Origin of the sequence: Pontibacter saemangeumensis (assembly GCF_039541895.1) — a bacterium.
Taxonomy (GTDB): domain Bacteria; phylum Bacteroidota; class Bacteroidia; order Cytophagales; family Hymenobacteraceae; genus Pontibacter; species Pontibacter saemangeumensis.
The window spans coordinates 130497-146188 of record NZ_BAABHC010000014.1; the positions used below are offsets into that span (position 1 = coordinate 130497).

Sequence of the window (15692 nt, forward strand, 5' to 3'; positions counted from 1 at the left end):
TACTCCCTTAGAGTATACTATACAAATTTAATTTGAATCTCCCACATAATATAACCCTCACTGCAAAAAAAGTCTTACAACTTGAAGCGGAGGCAATCGCCAGACTGGCAGAATTTATCGACGAAGGGTTTCAGAAATGTGTCGAAGCCATTCTTTCCATCAAAGGGCGCGTGGTGGTGACGGGTATCGGCAAGAGTGCAAACATCGCACAGAAGATCGTGGCCACGCTGAACTCAACGGGTACGCCGGCCTTGTTTATGCACGCTGCGGATGCCATACACGGTGACCTGGGCATGATACAGCAGGACGACTTCGTTATCTGCATTTCTAAAAGCGGCAATACCCCCGAGATAAAAGTGCTGGTGCCGCTGCTCAAACGCAAGGGCTCTAAACTGGCGGCGATGGTTTCCAGCACCGATTCTTACCTGGCCAAAAACGCAGACTATATCTTAAACGCAAATATTGAGCGCGAGGCCTGTCCCTTTAACCTTGCCCCCACTACCAGCACCACCGCCGCCCTCGCCTTAGGCGACGCGCTGGCCATGTGCCTGCTGGAGGCCAGGGGCTTCAGCAGCGCCGACTTTGCGCACCTGCACCCGGGCGGCTCCCTTGGCAAACGCCTGTACCTGAAAGTAGGCGACCTCTATACCCAGCACGAGGCGCCGTACGTATCGGAGCACGCCAGGCTGAAAGAGATCATCATCGAGATCTCCTCCAAGCGATTAGGGGCCACCGCCGTTTTGGAAGCGGGCACAGAAAAGCTGGTCGGCATTATCACAGACGGCGACCTGCGCCGCATGCTCAACAAGTATGATTCGATCGAGGGCATCACCGCCACAGACATCATGACACCGGCCCCGCTCACCATCGAAGCGGCTGAATATGCCGTGGAAGCCCTGGCCCTGATGCAGAATAAAAGCATAACACAACTTATTGTGACAAATTCAGGTAAATTTGGGGGCTTTGTGCACCTGCACGATTTACTAAAAGAAGGACTTATATAGATATGAGAAACAACACGTATGTGGTCATTATGGCGGGCGGCATTGGAAGCCGCTTCTGGCCCTTTAGCCGCACGAATTACCCGAAGCAGTTCCACGATGTATTGGGAACAGGCGAAAGCATGCTGCAAATGACCATGAACCGCTTCCGGGATATATGCCCGATCGAGAACGTTTTCGTGGTGACGAACAAAGACTACAAAACGCTCGTGCAGCAGCAGCTCCCTGAGTTGAGCGATAACCAGATTCTACTGGAGCCTGTCGGCCGTAATACCGCCCCCTGCATCGCGTACGCCTCTTATAAAATCGCGCAGCTAAACCCCGACGCCAACCTGGTGGTAACTCCCTCCGACCACGTGGTGCTGAAGCAGGATGAGTTTACCCACGTGATAAAAGAAGCGGTGGAGGCTGCCGCCAAAGACGATGTGCTCATTACCCTGGGCATCACGCCAAGCCGACCCGACACCGGCTACGGCTATATACAGTACATCAACGACGAGTCGCAGCGCATTAAAAAAGTGAAGACCTTCACTGAAAAGCCGAACCTCGAACTGGCGCAGATGTTTATGGACAGCGGCGACTTTGTGTGGAATTCCGGTATTTTCATATGGAACGTGCAGAGCATCATCCGCGCTTTCCGCCAGCAACTGTCAGAAATAACGGAGATTTTTGAGGAAGGCACCGCGGTCATGAATACGCCGGAGGAGCAGAACTTTATCACAAAGGCCTACTCGCACTGCCGCAACGTGTCCATCGACTACGGCATTATGGAGAAGGTGGACAATGTGTTTGTGCTGCTGGCCGACATCGGGTGGTCTGACCTGGGCACCTGGAACTCGCTCTACACCATCAACGAGAAAGACGCGAACGGCAACGTAGTGGACGGCGAAGTGATGCTATATGACACCAGAAACTGCATCGTGAAAACGCCGAAGGAAAGACTGGTGGTGCTGCAGGGCCTGGAGGATTATATTGTGGCCGAGTATGACAATGTGCTAATGATCTGTAAGAAGGGAGAAGAGCAGAAGGTAAAGGATTTTATGGCCGACGCCAAGTCTAAGAAAGGCCCGGATTATATATAGGCAACGGGCGGGGTGCGAAAGCATCTCCCGCCTCTGGCAAAGGAAGAAGGTCGAAAAAGAAAGGCGTGCATATAGCATCCTTTCTTTTTCGCCCTTCTTCTTATTATATCCTGTGATATATAAATAGCTTGGCTTGTGGCTTCAGACGCTGGCGTTGCTGCCGTCGTGGAGGCGCTGTTTCATGGCTTCATATAGAATAATGCCGGTGGCCACGGATACGTTAAGCGACCCGATCTGGCCCATCAGCGGAATGCGCACCCTTGCATCGGCGCGTTTCAGGTACTCCGGCGATATACCGTCCTCCTCGCTTCCCATGATGATGGCGGTCGGGCCTACCATGTCCAGTTCCGCGTCCGTCAGGTTCTGCTCTGTTTTCTCGGTACAGGCCACCACCTGGAATCCCGAATCCTTTAAATAATCAATGGTATCCTTCAGGTTCGGCTCGCGGCACACCGGCATCAGGTGCAGTGCTCCCGCGGAGGTCTTCACGGCATCCGCGTTTATCTGGGCGCCGCCGCGGCTCGGGATTACGATGGCGTGCACGCCCAGGCACTCGGCGTTACGCGCAATGGAGCCGAAGTTCCGCACATCCGTCACCCGGTCCAGGATCAGCAGCAGGGGGTTTATGCCCTGTTCAAACAGCGCCGTCACGGTTTCCTGCAGCGGAACATAGGTAATAGGTGAGATCAGGGCCACGGCGCCCTGGTGGTTCTTGCGCGTGAGGTTGTTCAGTTTCTCCAGTGGAACCGTTACGACGGGCACCTCGAAGCGTTTGGCCAACAGCACGATTTCATCCGTGGCGGGGCCTTTTGCTCCTCGCTGCAGAAAGATTTTCTCCAGCTCTTTCCCTGCCGCCAGCGCCTCCAGGATGGGGCGCGTGCCGAAAATCATCTCGCTCTTGTCGTCTCTTGATGCCCTGGGGCCACCGGTCCGGTTACCTATGTATTTATTCTGCCTGCTCTCCATTTTGCTACGGTGCTGAACCAGCTCTCCCCGTACTCGCGGCGCCGTATCAGCTCATAATGATTTTCAGTAAAGGTATTCTCTTTTTTGGTAAAAACGAATTTGATAAAGGGTGCCTCCTCCGCATCGCGGTATAACCATGTGATGGTAGAACCCACCTCGCTGACCTGGCTGGGCTGGCCGAAGATGATGTAAATCATGCCCCTGTCGGTGGCCCAGCCTGCCTTGTGGGAGGAATAAAGCCTGTTCGCCAGCTCCACCCGGCTATAAAACTCCCGGATAAGGGTACGGGCCGCCGCTTTGCTGCCGCCCAGGTCCAGCCAGAACCTATCGATCGCGGCCTTGGTATCCCGGGCCTCCAGCAGCGCCTCCCGCTCCTCAGACGTTGTCAGGTACACGAGGGGCTGCAGCATCTCCTGTGGCCGCGTCACCTGCGGGAAACGGCCGGGCAGCACCAGCAGGCTCCTGGCGTAGCTTGTGTTCGGGTCTACCCTATATATCCCTTCCTGCTGCAGCGAAAGCGTATCCGCCGGGCCAATGGTATACACGTCGGTGGCGGAGAGCGTGCGGGGGCCGGCAGGGGGACGCATGGACATGGGCGGCGCAGCGGGCATAAAGTCGGGGTCGAAGCGCTGCAGTGTTACATTGGCCGAGTCGGCCCCGTAGCGTTGCACATATAATTTATCGGAGGTAGTGGCGTAGTTCTGCAGCAATGGTTTGCCCGTCGCGGCGTTCATCAGCAGGTATTTCTTCTGCAGCATGCGCTGGTGCAGGGGCAGCCTGAACTTGGTGCCCATCAATTCCTGCCCCATCAGCTGCTGCCACAGCCGCAGGTGCAGCACGTTCGGCTCCTGCACCACCTGGGCCGGCAGCAGCACCTCCACCGTCACCTGCCCCTCCGTGTCTGTTATCTTTCTTTTGGGCATGTCCACGGAGTCGCGCGCCACCAGTTCATCTTTTTCTGTGCTGCCAGACCTTACGTCGAACTCATAGGAGGTCGCCGCCTGCAGCGGGTCTATCACTTTCCGGGCATCCTCAAACCGCAGGAACAGGTGCAGGCTGTCGTTGCTGGTGTAGTAGCTGTGCTGCAACGTCATCTCCGGCGACTCCTGCTTCACGACAACGGGCTGTAGCCTAGCCGGCGGCATGTTGCCGCCACACCCTGTCATCAGTAACAGCAAAAAGAGCAGCAAAGAGGGGATTTTCATGTTGCGTTGTTTTACGTTCCGGCTATCACTTAAAAGGCCGGACAGTACTGCTACTGTCCGGCCTTATTTACTGTATGTGCCTTTGTTTTGTTTAACGGCGCATGCGCTGCAGGTACTGCATAAACTGCTGCTGCAACTGCGCTGCCCGGTCCTGCATGCCCAGGCTCTCGGCTGCGCCGATAAGCTGCTGCAGCACCACCATGTTGGTCTGTATCTCGGTATCGAACAGGGCGCCTTTGGCAAAGTAGTAGTCCAGGGCTTTTTGCGAATCCTGCGCCATCTCGTTCAGCAGCTGCTCGGCCTTTTCCTGCTCCCCCAGGGCATCATATAGCGGAATGAACTGCGGGGTATAGTAGTCGTAAGGCACGGTACTGCCCGGCAGTACTTTGAAAGCGTACTCGACAACCTCTTTCGCACGGGCGATGTTGCCATCTTCTAAGTAAGCCTCTGCCAGGCGGGCGAACTTATCACGGGCGTTAGCAGAGAAGCGGTAGTAATTCTCATCGTAGAAGATATCGGGGTCGTCGAAGTTACGGAACTCGAACTCCTTCATCATATTTTCGTACATCACCTCCTTGTTCACAAAGCCTACATCCTCCGTGTCCGTTGACTTGACAGGCACAACCCGGTAAGCCAGCCCCTCTAACTGGAAGTACTCAGAAAGCCCCATAAAATCTGCGCTGTTCACGGTGGTGGAGAAGTACACAGGCCGCACCCAGTCGTTTGTGGCCAGCAGGTCCAGCATTACCAGGTGCTTCTTCTCCAGCAGCGACTTGTTGATCGTCCACTGCATGCGGCTCACGATCTCGTCCTCCTTCTCGTCCGCCACGAACCCCATCTTCCTCACCCTTTCCGTGTCCACGTTCAGGCTAAATATCTTGGTAGGCATGGTGAGCAGCGTGGTGCCCTGCCCGTACTCCACCTGCAGGGCCGGGTGGTTTTGCTTCACAAGGCCGATGTACTGGTCGAGGTCGATGCCAGCCGCTACCTGCGCACGCTCCACGTATGGCAGGTAATCATTGGTGCCCTGGCGGTAATTCTCCATCTCCAGTGTCAGCGGCCACGGCTCCGACTCATAGGAAGGGCGCTTCATCTGCTCGATGTACCAGTCAGTGTTCAGGTAGCTGAGCACCGCCACCCGCACGTCGGTGCGGTAGCCCTCCACTTCCTGCGCATACCACAGCGGGAAGGTGTCGTTGTCGCCGTTTGTGAACAGGATGGCGTTAGGAGCAACGGAATCGAGCAGGTTCTTGGCAGAGTCCACGGAGTGGTAGCGGTCTGACCGGTCGTGGTCGTCCCAGCCCTCGGCGGCCATGACGGTGGGCACCGCCAATCCGATGACGGTAGCGGTGACTGCCCGCGCGTGTTTTTCTTTCAGGAACCTGCCCAGCAGGTCAGCCAGCCCCATCACCCCCAGGCCAATCCAGATGCTGAAGGCGTAGAACGACCCGGCGAAAGTGTAATCGCGCTCGCGCGGCTCCACGGGCGGCTGGTTGAGGTACAGGGCAATGGCAATGCCCGTGAAGAAGAACAGCAGGCCGATCACAAAGGCATCACGCTCCGCTTTCCGCACCTGGTATATAAGCCCCAGGATACCGATCAGCAGCGGCAGCAGGAAGAAATAATTGCGAGCCTCGCTTTCCAGCACACGCGCCGGCGCATTCGGATCGTCTGTGGGGAACCACAGCACACCGGCGTTCTGCACATCGCTCTCGCGCCCAACAAAATTCCACAGGAAATAGCGCCAGTACATAAAGCCCAACTGGTAACGCATCAGGAAACTCAGGTTCTGCCCAAAAGTTGGCGCCTGCCCCTCGCGCAGGTCCACCCACTTTTTATACGCCTCTATATGCTGCGGCTGGTCACTGTAGATGCGCGGCAGCAGGGTTTTGTCTTTGCTGTCATATATGGGCTCAATTTTAGGGTTTGTAGGCAGGTAGCGGTCCTCGCCCCGTATGTAGCGCGGCGCGCCCTCCTCCTGCGCTATGGGCTGGGCATTGTATTGCGGGCCGTACAGCAGCGGGCGGTCACCGTACTGCTCGCGCTTCAGGTAAGCCACAAACGACAGGATATCATCCGGGTCATTTTCATCGATGGTCGGGTCGTAGGAAGAGCGGATCGGGATCATCATATAGGAAGAGTAGCCGATCACCACAAACACAAAACTGAGCAGAGCCGTGTTGAGTACGCGGTTGCTGTGCCGGATAGAGTAGCGCAGCCCGAACACGACCAACCCAACCAGCAGGATAACGAACACGATCAGGCCAGAGCCGAACGGCAGCCCGAAGGTGTTCACAAAAAACACCTCGAAGCCCCCCGCCATGGTTGGCAGCCCCGGTATAATCCCCCAGAGGATGGCGATCACAATAACGGCACTGATGGCAAAGGCGATAACCCCTCCCCAGAAAGTCGGCTTGTAGAGACGGAAGTAATATATAAATGCCAGCGCCGGGATGGTAACCAGGTTGAGCAGGTGCGCGCCGATAGAAAGCCCCACCAGGTAAGCGATCAGGATCAGCCACTTGTCGGAGTAAGCCTCCCCGACCTTGGCCTCCCAGCGGAGCATGGCCCAGAACACAATGGCCGTGAAGAAAGAGGACATGGCATAAACCTCAGCCTCCACCGCCGAAAACCAGGCAGAGTCGGAGAAGGTGTAGGCCAGCGCGCCCACGGCGCCGCTTCCCATGATCAGGATCAGGTTGCCTCTTGTCGGCTCCGCGCCTTCCTTTACCATTAGCCTGCGCGCCAGTATCGTGATGGTCCAGAACAGGAACAGCACCGTGAAAGAACTGCAAAGCGCGGAGAGCAGGTTTACCCACCAGGCGACCTGCGCAGGCTCGGAAGCGAACATGGAGAACAGGCGGCCCACCAGCAGGTAGAAAGGGGCGCCCGGCGGGTGCGGCACCAGGAGTTTATAGGAACTGGCTATGAACTCGCCAGCATCCCAGAAACTGGCCGTCGGCTCCAGCGTGAGCACGTAGGCCATGGTCGCGATAAAAAAAACGACCCAGCCCACAAGGTTATTTATCTTCCGATAATTCGTCATAACGATAGTAAATTCAGCCCCGAAAATAATAAATAATGTAAAGCGGCTGCGGAATAATTAGATGTTTATAAAGAAAAAGCCGACCAATTGGCCGGCTTTCATGTTCTATGCGTGTAGAGGCAGCTTTATTTCTGCAGCACAAGGCGTTTTGTCTCCACGGTTTTATCGTTTACCAACAAGCTGTAGAAGTAAATGCCCGAAGGGTAGCTGCTCAGGTCGAGTTCCACCTCCATCGTTTCGGCTGGCGCCAGTTCATGCACCCTGATCACGCGGCCAATGGTATTGGAGATGCGGATTTTATAGGTATTGTCGCCAGGCAGGTTAAGCGCCAAACGCGTAATGCCGCGCGACGGGTTCGGGTACGCATTGATAGAAGGCATGGGCTTGATGCCGCGGCCCGGAGCCAGCGCGGCCAGCGTAATGCTGGCAAACATCGCCTTATCGGCCTTTGCTTCCACCACATGAAAAGCCTGGCTCACGGAAGAGGCATATAGCTTCGAGCATGTGTGCTTCTCGTTATTGATCACGAACGCAGGGCGCGAGTTATTTGCCGAAACAACCAGTTGCGACCCAGACTTTTCCGTCATAAGCTTCCAGATGGTGTTGCCACCTTTATTGATGGGAGCCACACCCCCGCCCACGCCGGTTGCCGCGAAACTGAGCAAGTGCGTTGTGATCAGTGTAACTAACAGGAATGCTCTTGTAAAAATTCTCATATACTACTCATTTTTGTAAAACCGACAAGAAAATGGCTTACACACATCAAATATAGCTTAAAAATGCATAATAATTTAGACATTATTTAAATTATCTATCCACAAAGCATACTACTGTTGCGTTTCAGCCGTTAGCGGCGTTTGCCTTTTCCTGATATTTGAAATATCAACTATCATGCCCCTCTTTTTGTGCATGGCTTATTTACCTCACTAAACTTCCGGGTGCGCTCATATCCAGGCGCCCATCCCTTTCACTTGCAGTATTTTGGTGCAATCTTAAAATGAGGCTCCAGCCGGACAAATCCCCCCTGCTCCACATTTCAGGCAGGCATATACAGCACATTTCAGAAATATTTATTCCTCAGCTATATAAACCATATCCTGCATTTGCCCTTGCACGTTGCAGGCAAGGGTATGTACGGCCATTTTCCTGTGCAAAATTGATATTTATTACCACCGGCGGGCTCAGCCATATATAGCCCATACCCCCTGTTCAGGGGCGCCCTGAATCCTGATGTGTTCTAGGGAGGATTGGAAAGAGGCGGCAGGATGGAGTGAGGCCTTCTCCGCCGCAAAAGGCAAGGCTATATGCAATAAGCGATCTCCTTGAAGCTGAAGTAACGCAGCTGGTTTTCAATTTCTACTGCCAGCCGCCCGTCTTCGTCCACGCCCACGATCTGCCCCTGCACCTGCTGGTTGTCTGCTATATAGGCGTGTACCTCCTGGTACCGGTAAAGCGCCTGCAGGTACGCGTGCCGCAGTTGGCCGGTGTGGCCGTTGCGCAGTTGCAGGTAGCGCTTCTCCAGCAGCTCCAGCAGCCGCTCCGTCACGCTTTCCATATCCAGCACACGGCCCAGCTCGCGGGCCATAGAAGTCGCCGTGGGGGATTCAAACTGTAACTGGTTCACGTTTAAACCAATCCCGACAATGCTGTGTTGTATCTTATAGCTGTTTATTGAATTTTCTATCAGAATCCCGCCGAGTTTCTTATCTTGAAAATACAAATCATTCGGCCACTTGACCTGTGCCTCCGGCAGGCCCTGCTCGCGGAGCAGGTCGAGCACAGCCAGCGATACCGCCATGTTGAGGTAAAACTGCTGCCTGGCCATTAGAAACGAGGGTGACAATATAACCGATAGCGTCACGTTTTTACCGGGCTCCGCCTCCCAGGAATTACCGCGCTGTCCGCGCCCCCTGGTTTGGTGCGCCGCCACAATGGTGCAACCCTCTATGGCTTCATTTTTGATAAGAAGCTGATAGGCTTCTGAGTTAGTAGATTCACAAACTGGCAGAAAATAAAGCTGCTGGCCTATAAACAGCGTATGAGGCAACATAAATAAGCGTAAATATTAGTACTTTTACAGATCAAATTTAAAGAGCACAAATGAAAGAAACCAAGGTTGAGGCTACTTCAGACATATTGGCAGAGCTTGTAGTGAAGGGAATGCAGGAAAAGAAGGCCACCGATATTGTTGTGATAAACCTCAAATCACTTAAAAACGCTGTATCAGACTACTTCGTAATAGCATCCGCTAACTCCGACACACAGATAGACGCCATCGCGACCTCCATCGAAGAAGAAGTTTTCAAATCCGTACGGCAAAACCCGTGGCAAAGTGAAGGCCGCACCAACAACGAGTGGGTGCTGCTGGACTATGTGGACGTAGTGGCACACATTTTCCTGAAAGACAAGCGCGAGTTCTATGCCTTGGAAGAACTTTGGGGCGACGCCAAAATAGAGCACGTAGCGTCTGAATAAACATTTACGGCCGTACACGAACAATTCGTAACGGCCCATGTTTCTCATGTATCTGAATTTAAACATCAATGGCTGAAAAAAATAATAAAGGCAATAACAAGAAGAAAAAGCCGATGATCCCGAATACGCCTCCACGCCCCACAATGCAGTTGTGGATGCTGGCGGTGCTTATTCTGCTGATCTTCGGGCTGACTTACTTAAACAAGAGCAACTCCACAGTAGAAACCACCCAACAGGAATTTGAGGAGATGCTGCTGAGCGGCGATGTGAAGCGGCTGACGATCGTAAATGGCAAGACCGTGGAGGTGGCCCTGAAAGAGGAGGCGCTGCAGAACGACAAGTACAAGACCGAGTTGAACAACCGGGGCACGATCGGGGGGATGGAGCAGGGACCGCACTACCACTTCCAGATTATCTCCGCCGAAACGTTTAAAGAGGACCTTGAAGAACTGCAGGAGAACACAGAGAAAGACCAGCGGGTGGGCTACACGCTCGAAAACCGCACGGGTTTCGCCGATTTCTTCCTGCAGTGGGGCTTCCTGATCCTGCTGGTGTTTGGCTTCTGGTTCCTGATGCGCCGTGTCACCACGGGTGGCGCAGGTGGCCAGATCTTCAACATCGGCAAATCAAAGGCGGCGCTTTTTGATGCTGAGAACAAGGTGAAGATCACGTTCAAGGACGTGGCCGGCCTGGAAGAGGCGAAAGAAGAGGTGCAGGAGATCGTGGAGTTCCTCAAGACTCCGGCGAAGTTCACCATTCTGGGGGGTAAGATACCGAAAGGCGCGTTGCTGGTAGGCCCTCCGGGGACAGGTAAAACCCTTCTGGCGAAGGCCGTGGCAGGCGAGGCGGACGTGCCGTTCTTCTCGCTTTCCGGATCTGACTTCGTGGAGATGTTTGTAGGAGTGGGCGCTGCCCGTGTGCGTGACCTGTTCAAGCAGGCGAAAGCGAAGGCGCCATGTATCATCTTTATTGATGAGATCGACGCGATCGGACGCCACCGTAGCCGCGGTTCTACCCCGGGCGGTAATGACGAGCGCGAGAACACCCTGAACTCCCTGCTGGTGGAAATGGATGGTTTTGCGACGGATTCAGGGGTTATCATCCTGGCCGCAACCAACCGCCCCGATACACTTGACTCTGCTTTGCTGCGCCCCGGTCGTTTCGACAGGCAGATCAGCATCGACAAGCCGGACATCAATGGCCGTACTGAGATATTTGCGGTGCACCTGAAGCCGCTGACACTGGCAGCTGATGTGGATGCCAGAAAGCTTGCCGCCCAGACACCGGGCTTTGCCGGCGCCGAAATCGCGAACGTTTGTAACGAGGCGGCCCTTATCGCTGCCCGCCGGAACAAGAAAGCGGTAGACCAGCAGGACTTTAACGACGCGATTGACCGTGTGATAGGTGGTTTGGAGAAGAAGAACAAGATCATCTCTCCGGAAGAGAAGAAAATAGTGGCCTATCACGAGGCCGGTCACGCAGTAGCAGGCTGGTTCCTGGAGCATGCCGACCCATTGGTGAAGGTAAGCATCGTGCCGCGTGGCGTGGCTGCCTTAGGCTATGCGCAGTATCTTCCGAAAGAGCAGTTTTTATATACCACCGAGCAGCTGATAGATGAAATGTGCATGGCCCTGGGCGGACGTGCCGCGGAGGAGCTAGTTTTTGGCAAGATCTCTACAGGCGCCCTGAGCGATCTGGAGCGCATCACAAAAATGGCGTACAGCATCGTGACGATGTATGGTATGAACAAGAAAATCGGCAACGTCTCGTTTTATGATTCGAAGCAGAGCTCTGACTATACCTTCAACAAACCGTATTCTGAGGCCACTGCCGAGACGATAGATGAGGAAGTCCGCATCATTATCCAGGCGGCATATGACCGCACGAAGCAGTTACTGACGGACAAAGGCCCTGAGCTGGAGATCATTGCACAGGAACTGCTGGCGAAAGAGATCCTGTTCCAGAGCGACCTGGAGCGTTTGGTTGGTCCGCGCCCCTTTGAGGCACTGACAGCTTACCAGGCGCATACGGCCGGCACAGACCGCAGCCAGACGCTGAGCGAAGTGGAGCCGCACGCCCCGGTAGTGGAGCAAGGACTGACCGAGCACCCGGAGCAGGAAGAAGGCCACGTGTCGGGAACACCCCTGAACGGCAAAAGCAATATCCCGGCCGAGCAGGATGATTCTGTAAATTCAAGAACAGCTTGACCTAAACAGGCATGTACGAAGCAAAATCAAAAGAAATAGTTTTAAGACGAGTAAGAGAGGCGCTGGCTAAGTCGGCGCCTTTTCTGCCTCCTACCCCTGACTTCACCTCTCCGCTGTACCCGGTGATGCCCATCGAGGACATGTCGATCCTGTTCGCGGAGAACTTTATCCGCAATGCCGGTGTGTTCATCTACTGCGAAAGCCAGGAAGACTTCTTCGACCAGCTTTATATATACAAGAAAGAGCAGAACCTGCAGCACCTGTATGTATGGGAGCGCAATCTGCAAACCGCCCTGGCGCACGCGGGCATCGAGTTCAGCGACGACGAAGAAACCTTTGTGCGCGATGCGGAGGCCAGCCTGACCACCTGCGAGTCATTGATTACCCGCACAGGCAGCCTGCTCGTGAGCTCGGCCAACGCCGGAGGCCGCCGGCTGAGCATCTACCCGCCTACCCATATCGTGGTGGCGCAGGCCAGCCAGCTGGTGCCGGATATAAAAGACGCCCTGCAGCGCCTGCGCAACAAATACAAAGAGAACTTCCCTTCCATGGTTTCGATGGTAAGTGGGCCAAGCCGCACCGCCGATATTGAGAAGACGCTGGTGATGGGTGCCCATGGCCCGAAAGCTTTAGTCCTGTTCCTGATTGATGACCTTCCGCATTAACGAGCTTTTACCCGGTAAGAAAGTATACTTTGCCTCTGATTTCCATTTAGGGGTGCCCGATGCCGAAACCAGCAAAGCAAGAGAGCAGAAGATTGTACGGTGGCTGGAGATGGCGCGCCAGGATGCGGCGGCAGTACTGCTGGTCGGCGATATATTCGACTTCTGGTTCGAGTACAAGCACGCGATTCCGAAGGGATATGCGCGGCTACAGGGCAAACTGGCCGAGTTGACGGATAGCGGCATCCCGGTGCTGCTGTTCACGGGCAACCACGACATGTGGATGTTCGATTACTTCCCGACGGAGCTCAACATCCCGGTGCTGCGCGAGCCTATCTCCACTACTTTCGGAAATAAGACCTTTTATATAGGGCATGGCGATGGCCTTGGCCCCGGCGACCACACCTATAAGCTGCTGAAGCGGGTGTTTAACAACAAGGCCTGCCAATGGCTCTTTGCGCGGCTTCACCCTAATCTAGGGATCGGAGTGGCAAACATGTGGTCCAGGAGAAGCCGCATCAGCAACAATAAGAAAGATGAGTCTTTTCTCGGCGAAGACGAGTGGCTGCTGCAGTATTGCCGGGAGGTGGAAGGCACCCGGCACCATGATTTTTACGTGTTCGGTCACCGCCACCTGCCCCTCGACCTGCCCATCGGGGAACACAGCCGCTATATGAATCTGGGGGAATGGGTTAATTTTTGCACTTATGCCGTATATGACGGCGATACTTTACAACTGAAGACCTTTGAAGGCTAAGGCATTTATATACCTCCTGCTACTGATGCTGTTCCTGGCACCCGGGTATGCGTTTGCCCAGGGGCAGGAAACAGGTCGGCTGCTTTACAGCCACAGCTTTCCGCAGAGTTCACCCACCACCATTTCGCAGGACCGCAACGGCTATATATACCTGCTGGACCCGCTGCACAACCTGGTACGCCTCGACTCGCTGGGCCGCCCTGTAGATACTTTCTCGCCCCCTGCCCGTGGCCGCATCAGCAACATGCAGGCCTGGAACCCGATGAAGATCCTGCTCTTTTACGAAGACCGGCAGTCGCTGCTTTTGCTCGACCGGTTCCTGCGCCCCATCAGCAGCACCGATCTCCGCGACATCAACTACGAAGGCATCGCCAAGGTTGCCACACTCGCCTCCGATGACAGCTTCTGGCTCTTTGACGAGACAAACCTGACACTCAGCAAACTGGACCTGCGCCAGCGCAGCGTAACAGTAGAAACGCCCCTCAACCTGATTCTGGACCGGGAGCGCTTTGATGTGCGGCAACTGCGGGAATACCAGAACATGCTGTACCTGCTGGACTTCAACAACGGTATCTATGTGTTTGACAATCTGGGTAATTATAAGAAAAGCATTTCTTTAAAAGGCCTGAGCCATATAGGCTTCCGGGGAAATAAGCTGTACTTTGTGCAGGAGGGGAAGCTACACTTCTATGATCTATATACCTCCGGGAAGCAAACCATAGACCTGCCGGGGGAGAAGCTATATAGAACCGCACTCGCCGGAGACAACTGCCTTTTCCTTTTCACAGAAAACGAGGTGGATGTATATGACTGGCAGTAGCGGACATCCTATTTCGCAAACACCTTCAACCCCACCACCCCTGCTATAATCAGCAGAATGCATATAATCCGGATGAGGTCGCGCGGCTCGTTGAGGAAAACAATCCCAAGGATCGCGGTGCCCGCTGCCCCGATTCCCGTCCAGATGCCGTAGGCGGTGCCGAGCGGCAGCTGTTTCATCGCCTGCGCGAGCAGCACGAAGCTCAGGATCATCACGATAACGGTGATCACGCTCACGCCTAACTTTGAGAATCCCTCGCTGTACTTCAGCCCAAAGGCCCAGCCGATTTCACATATGCCCGCCAATATCAGGTATACCCACGCCATGTTCATCTTTCAGGTGCTGCTTTAGTTGAAGCGCAAAGATACACAATCGTAACGGCAGGCCAGCTCCCTGCGCCTGCCCGCGCGAATTTATATAGCCCCGCATCCTGGGTACCGCGCTGATTTTTTTGGCCTAATGGCGCATTTTATATATGCCGCGGCACTATGATTTTGCCTTGAAGAGCCTATACGATAGGGAGCAGCATTTCATATTGCCTGAGCACAAGCTTGAAATGGCGCCGCTCGAGGTATGATAGTAGTGAGGTGGCGGCGGTATCGATGTTCACAAACATGAGGGAAGGGGCCGCTGAGCGCTGCACGGCCTCGCGCAGCAGCGCAGTGCCAATGCCTTTGCCGCGGCTGCGCCTGTCCACTGCAAACTGCGCCACAGAGCCAGTGTTCGGGAAGAACAGTATATGGCCGACGGCTTCCTGCCCCAGGTCCCGCGCCTCCAGCATTACTTTTTCATCGGGGCTTTTCCTGATAGCCTCCGCAGAATTCTGCCACGATGGCTCCCCGTCCCGGAAACAGGCGTATGTCTTCCAGTCGGGTTTAGTAGTGGCCGCGATGGTGATGTGCTCCGGCTCCTCTACCTTCAGCAGCAGCTCTCCTTTTTTGGCCCTGAGCAGGTCCAGCGTCCGCGTTACCTTGAACCCCACAGCTTTATAGGCCCTTAGGGCAGGGGCGTTTTCCTGGATAACTTCGAGCAGGCACTGTTCTACACCGCTCTCCCTTAACTTGGGCAGCAGGTAGGCATATAGCTGCTGCGTCAGGTTATAGCCCCGGAACTGCGGCAACACGCCTGTCCCGGCGTTGTAGGCAGTAGGCATGCCTTGCCACTCCCCCAGGCCGGTCAGGATAAAACCCGCCATCTCGGTGCCCACGTAGGCCGCGGCACAAAAAGAGGGGGCAATTCCCTCGCGCTTGATTTTTGTCTTGAACTGCGCCGCACTCAGCTGAATGGGTACCAGGTAATCCGCGAATGCCTGTAGAAATGCCTCGTGTAGTTCGGGGAGCTCTTTTTCAGTGAGGAAGGTAAATCGGAAGTCCGGCATTATCGCGGTATCATATATGGCCGTTTGGGTTTACGTCTAACCCCGGAAGGATAGTTGCCTTCGCCGCCACATTGATGTCAGTCCTTATTATAA

Annotated in this window: 14 protein-coding genes; 7 read left to right on the forward strand and 7 right to left on the reverse strand. The window is 54.7% G+C overall.

What is annotated here, in order from left to right:
• Positions 1 to 32 precede the first annotated feature (32 nt).
• Complete coding sequence (locus ABD920_RS11060) at positions 33 to 1004, forward strand: KpsF/GutQ family sugar-phosphate isomerase (protein ID WP_345159001.1); 972 nt, start codon at positions 33 to 35, stop codon at positions 1002 to 1004.
• 2 nt (positions 1005 to 1006) lie between these two features.
• Positions 1007 to 2083: a mannose-1-phosphate guanylyltransferase gene (locus tag ABD920_RS11065; RefSeq protein WP_345159002.1), complete on the forward strand. Its 1077-nt coding sequence runs from the start codon at positions 1007 to 1009 to the stop codon at positions 2081 to 2083.
• 141 nt (positions 2084 to 2224) lie between these two features.
• Here the strand turns inward: ABD920_RS11065 and rlmB are convergent, their stop codons facing one another.
• From rlmB to ABD920_RS11090, 5 genes are all read right to left on the reverse strand, one after another.
• Complete coding sequence (gene rlmB, locus ABD920_RS11070) at positions 2225 to 3049, reverse strand: 23S rRNA (guanosine(2251)-2'-O)-methyltransferase RlmB (RefSeq protein ID WP_345159004.1); 825 nt, start codon at positions 3047 to 3049, stop codon at positions 2225 to 2227.
• Positions 3022 to 4254, reverse strand: a complete 1233-nt coding sequence (locus ABD920_RS11075; protein WP_345159006.1) for a GWxTD domain-containing protein — start codon at positions 4252 to 4254, stop codon at positions 3022 to 3024. The genes rlmB and ABD920_RS11075 overlap by 28 nt, the downstream gene beginning before the upstream one ends.
• Positions 4255 to 4345: 91 nt before the next feature.
• Positions 4346 to 7300: a glycosyltransferase family 117 protein gene (locus tag ABD920_RS11080; RefSeq protein ID WP_345159008.1), complete on the reverse strand. Its 2955-nt coding sequence runs from the start codon at positions 7298 to 7300 to the stop codon at positions 4346 to 4348.
• Positions 7301 to 7425: 125 nt separating this feature from the next.
• A complete protein-coding gene (locus ABD920_RS11085) occupies positions 7426 to 8016 on the reverse strand; it encodes a T9SS type A sorting domain-containing protein (protein WP_345159009.1) in 591 nt (196 codons plus the stop codon).
• Positions 8017 to 8600: 584 nt separating this feature from the next.
• On the reverse strand, positions 8601 to 9350 hold the full coding sequence (locus ABD920_RS11090) for a biotin--[acetyl-CoA-carboxylase] ligase (RefSeq protein ID WP_345159011.1): 750 nt from the start codon (positions 9348 to 9350) through the stop codon (positions 8601 to 8603).
• 50 nt (positions 9351 to 9400) lie between these two features.
• Between ABD920_RS11090 and rsfS the strand changes: the two genes are divergently transcribed.
• The 5 genes from rsfS (at position 9401) to ABD920_RS11115 (ending at position 14221) form a co-directional block, all read left to right on the forward strand.
• Positions 9401 to 9775 (forward strand): ribosome silencing factor, encoded by a 375-nt coding sequence (rsfS, locus tag ABD920_RS11095; RefSeq protein ID WP_345159013.1) that lies wholly within the window; start codon positions 9401 to 9403, stop codon positions 9773 to 9775.
• Positions 9776 to 9843: 68 nt separating this feature from the next.
• Positions 9844 to 11982: an ATP-dependent zinc metalloprotease FtsH gene (gene ftsH / locus ABD920_RS11100; protein WP_345159014.1), complete on the forward strand. Its 2139-nt coding sequence runs from the start codon at positions 9844 to 9846 to the stop codon at positions 11980 to 11982.
• 11 nt (positions 11983 to 11993) lie between these two features.
• Complete coding sequence (locus tag ABD920_RS11105) at positions 11994 to 12647, forward strand: LutC/YkgG family protein (RefSeq protein ID WP_345159015.1); 654 nt, start codon at positions 11994 to 11996, stop codon at positions 12645 to 12647.
• On the forward strand, positions 12631 to 13401 hold the full coding sequence (locus tag ABD920_RS11110) for a UDP-2,3-diacylglucosamine diphosphatase (RefSeq protein WP_345159017.1): 771 nt from the start codon (positions 12631 to 12633) through the stop codon (positions 13399 to 13401). Before ABD920_RS11105 ends, ABD920_RS11110 begins: the two co-directional genes overlap by 17 nt.
• Entirely contained in the window at positions 13391 to 14221 is an 831-nt protein-coding gene (locus ABD920_RS11115; protein WP_345159019.1) for a hypothetical protein, read from the forward strand. The genes ABD920_RS11110 and ABD920_RS11115 overlap by 11 nt, the downstream gene beginning before the upstream one ends.
• An 8-nt stretch (positions 14222 to 14229) precedes the next feature.
• Here the strand turns inward: ABD920_RS11115 and ABD920_RS11120 are convergent, their stop codons facing one another.
• Together ABD920_RS11120 and ABD920_RS11125 are read right to left on the reverse strand one after the other, a co-directional pair.
• The gene (locus ABD920_RS11120; protein ID WP_425568608.1) at positions 14230 to 14553 is read right to left on the reverse strand and encodes a DMT family transporter; all 324 of its coding nucleotides are present in this window, start codon (positions 14551 to 14553) and stop codon (positions 14230 to 14232) included.
• A 176-nt stretch (positions 14554 to 14729) separates the two neighbouring features.
• A complete protein-coding gene (locus tag ABD920_RS11125; RefSeq protein WP_345159020.1) occupies positions 14730 to 15599 on the reverse strand; it encodes a GNAT family N-acetyltransferase in 870 nt (289 codons plus the stop codon).
• Positions 15600 to 15692: the final 93 nt, after the last annotated feature.

Coding starts and splice junctions, on each gene's coding strand:
- ABD920_RS11065 (WP_345159002.1), top strand. CDS start 1,007: ATGAGAAACAACACGTATGTGGTCATTATGGCGGGCGGCATTGGAAGC.
- rlmB (WP_345159004.1), bottom strand. CDS start 3,049: ATGGAGAGCAGGCAGAATAAATACATAGGTAACCGGACCGGTGGCCCC.
- ABD920_RS11075 (WP_345159006.1), bottom strand. CDS start 4,254: ATGAAAATCCCCTCTTTGCTGCTCTTTTTGCTGTTACTGATGACAGGG.
- ABD920_RS11080 (WP_345159008.1), bottom strand. CDS start 7,300: ATGACGAATTATCGGAAGATAAATAACCTTGTGGGCTGGGTCGTTTTT.
- ABD920_RS11085 (WP_345159009.1), bottom strand. CDS start 8,016: ATGAGAATTTTTACAAGAGCATTCCTGTTAGTTACACTGATCACAACG.
- ABD920_RS11090 (WP_345159011.1), bottom strand. CDS start 9,350: ATGTTGCCTCATACGCTGTTTATAGGCCAGCAGCTTTATTTTCTGCCA.
- rsfS (WP_345159013.1), top strand. CDS start 9,401: ATGAAAGAAACCAAGGTTGAGGCTACTTCAGACATATTGGCAGAGCTT.
- ftsH (WP_345159014.1), top strand. CDS start 9,844: ATGGCTGAAAAAAATAATAAAGGCAATAACAAGAAGAAAAAGCCGATG.
- ABD920_RS11105 (WP_345159015.1), top strand. CDS start 11,994: ATGTACGAAGCAAAATCAAAAGAAATAGTTTTAAGACGAGTAAGAGAG.
- ABD920_RS11110 (WP_345159017.1), top strand. CDS start 12,631: ATGACCTTCCGCATTAACGAGCTTTTACCCGGTAAGAAAGTATACTTT.
- ABD920_RS11120 (WP_425568608.1), bottom strand. CDS start 14,553: ATGAACATGGCGTGGGTATACCTGATATTGGCGGGCATATGTGAAATC.
- ABD920_RS11125 (WP_345159020.1), bottom strand. CDS start 15,599: ATGCCGGACTTCCGATTTACCTTCCTCACTGAAAAAGAGCTCCCCGAA.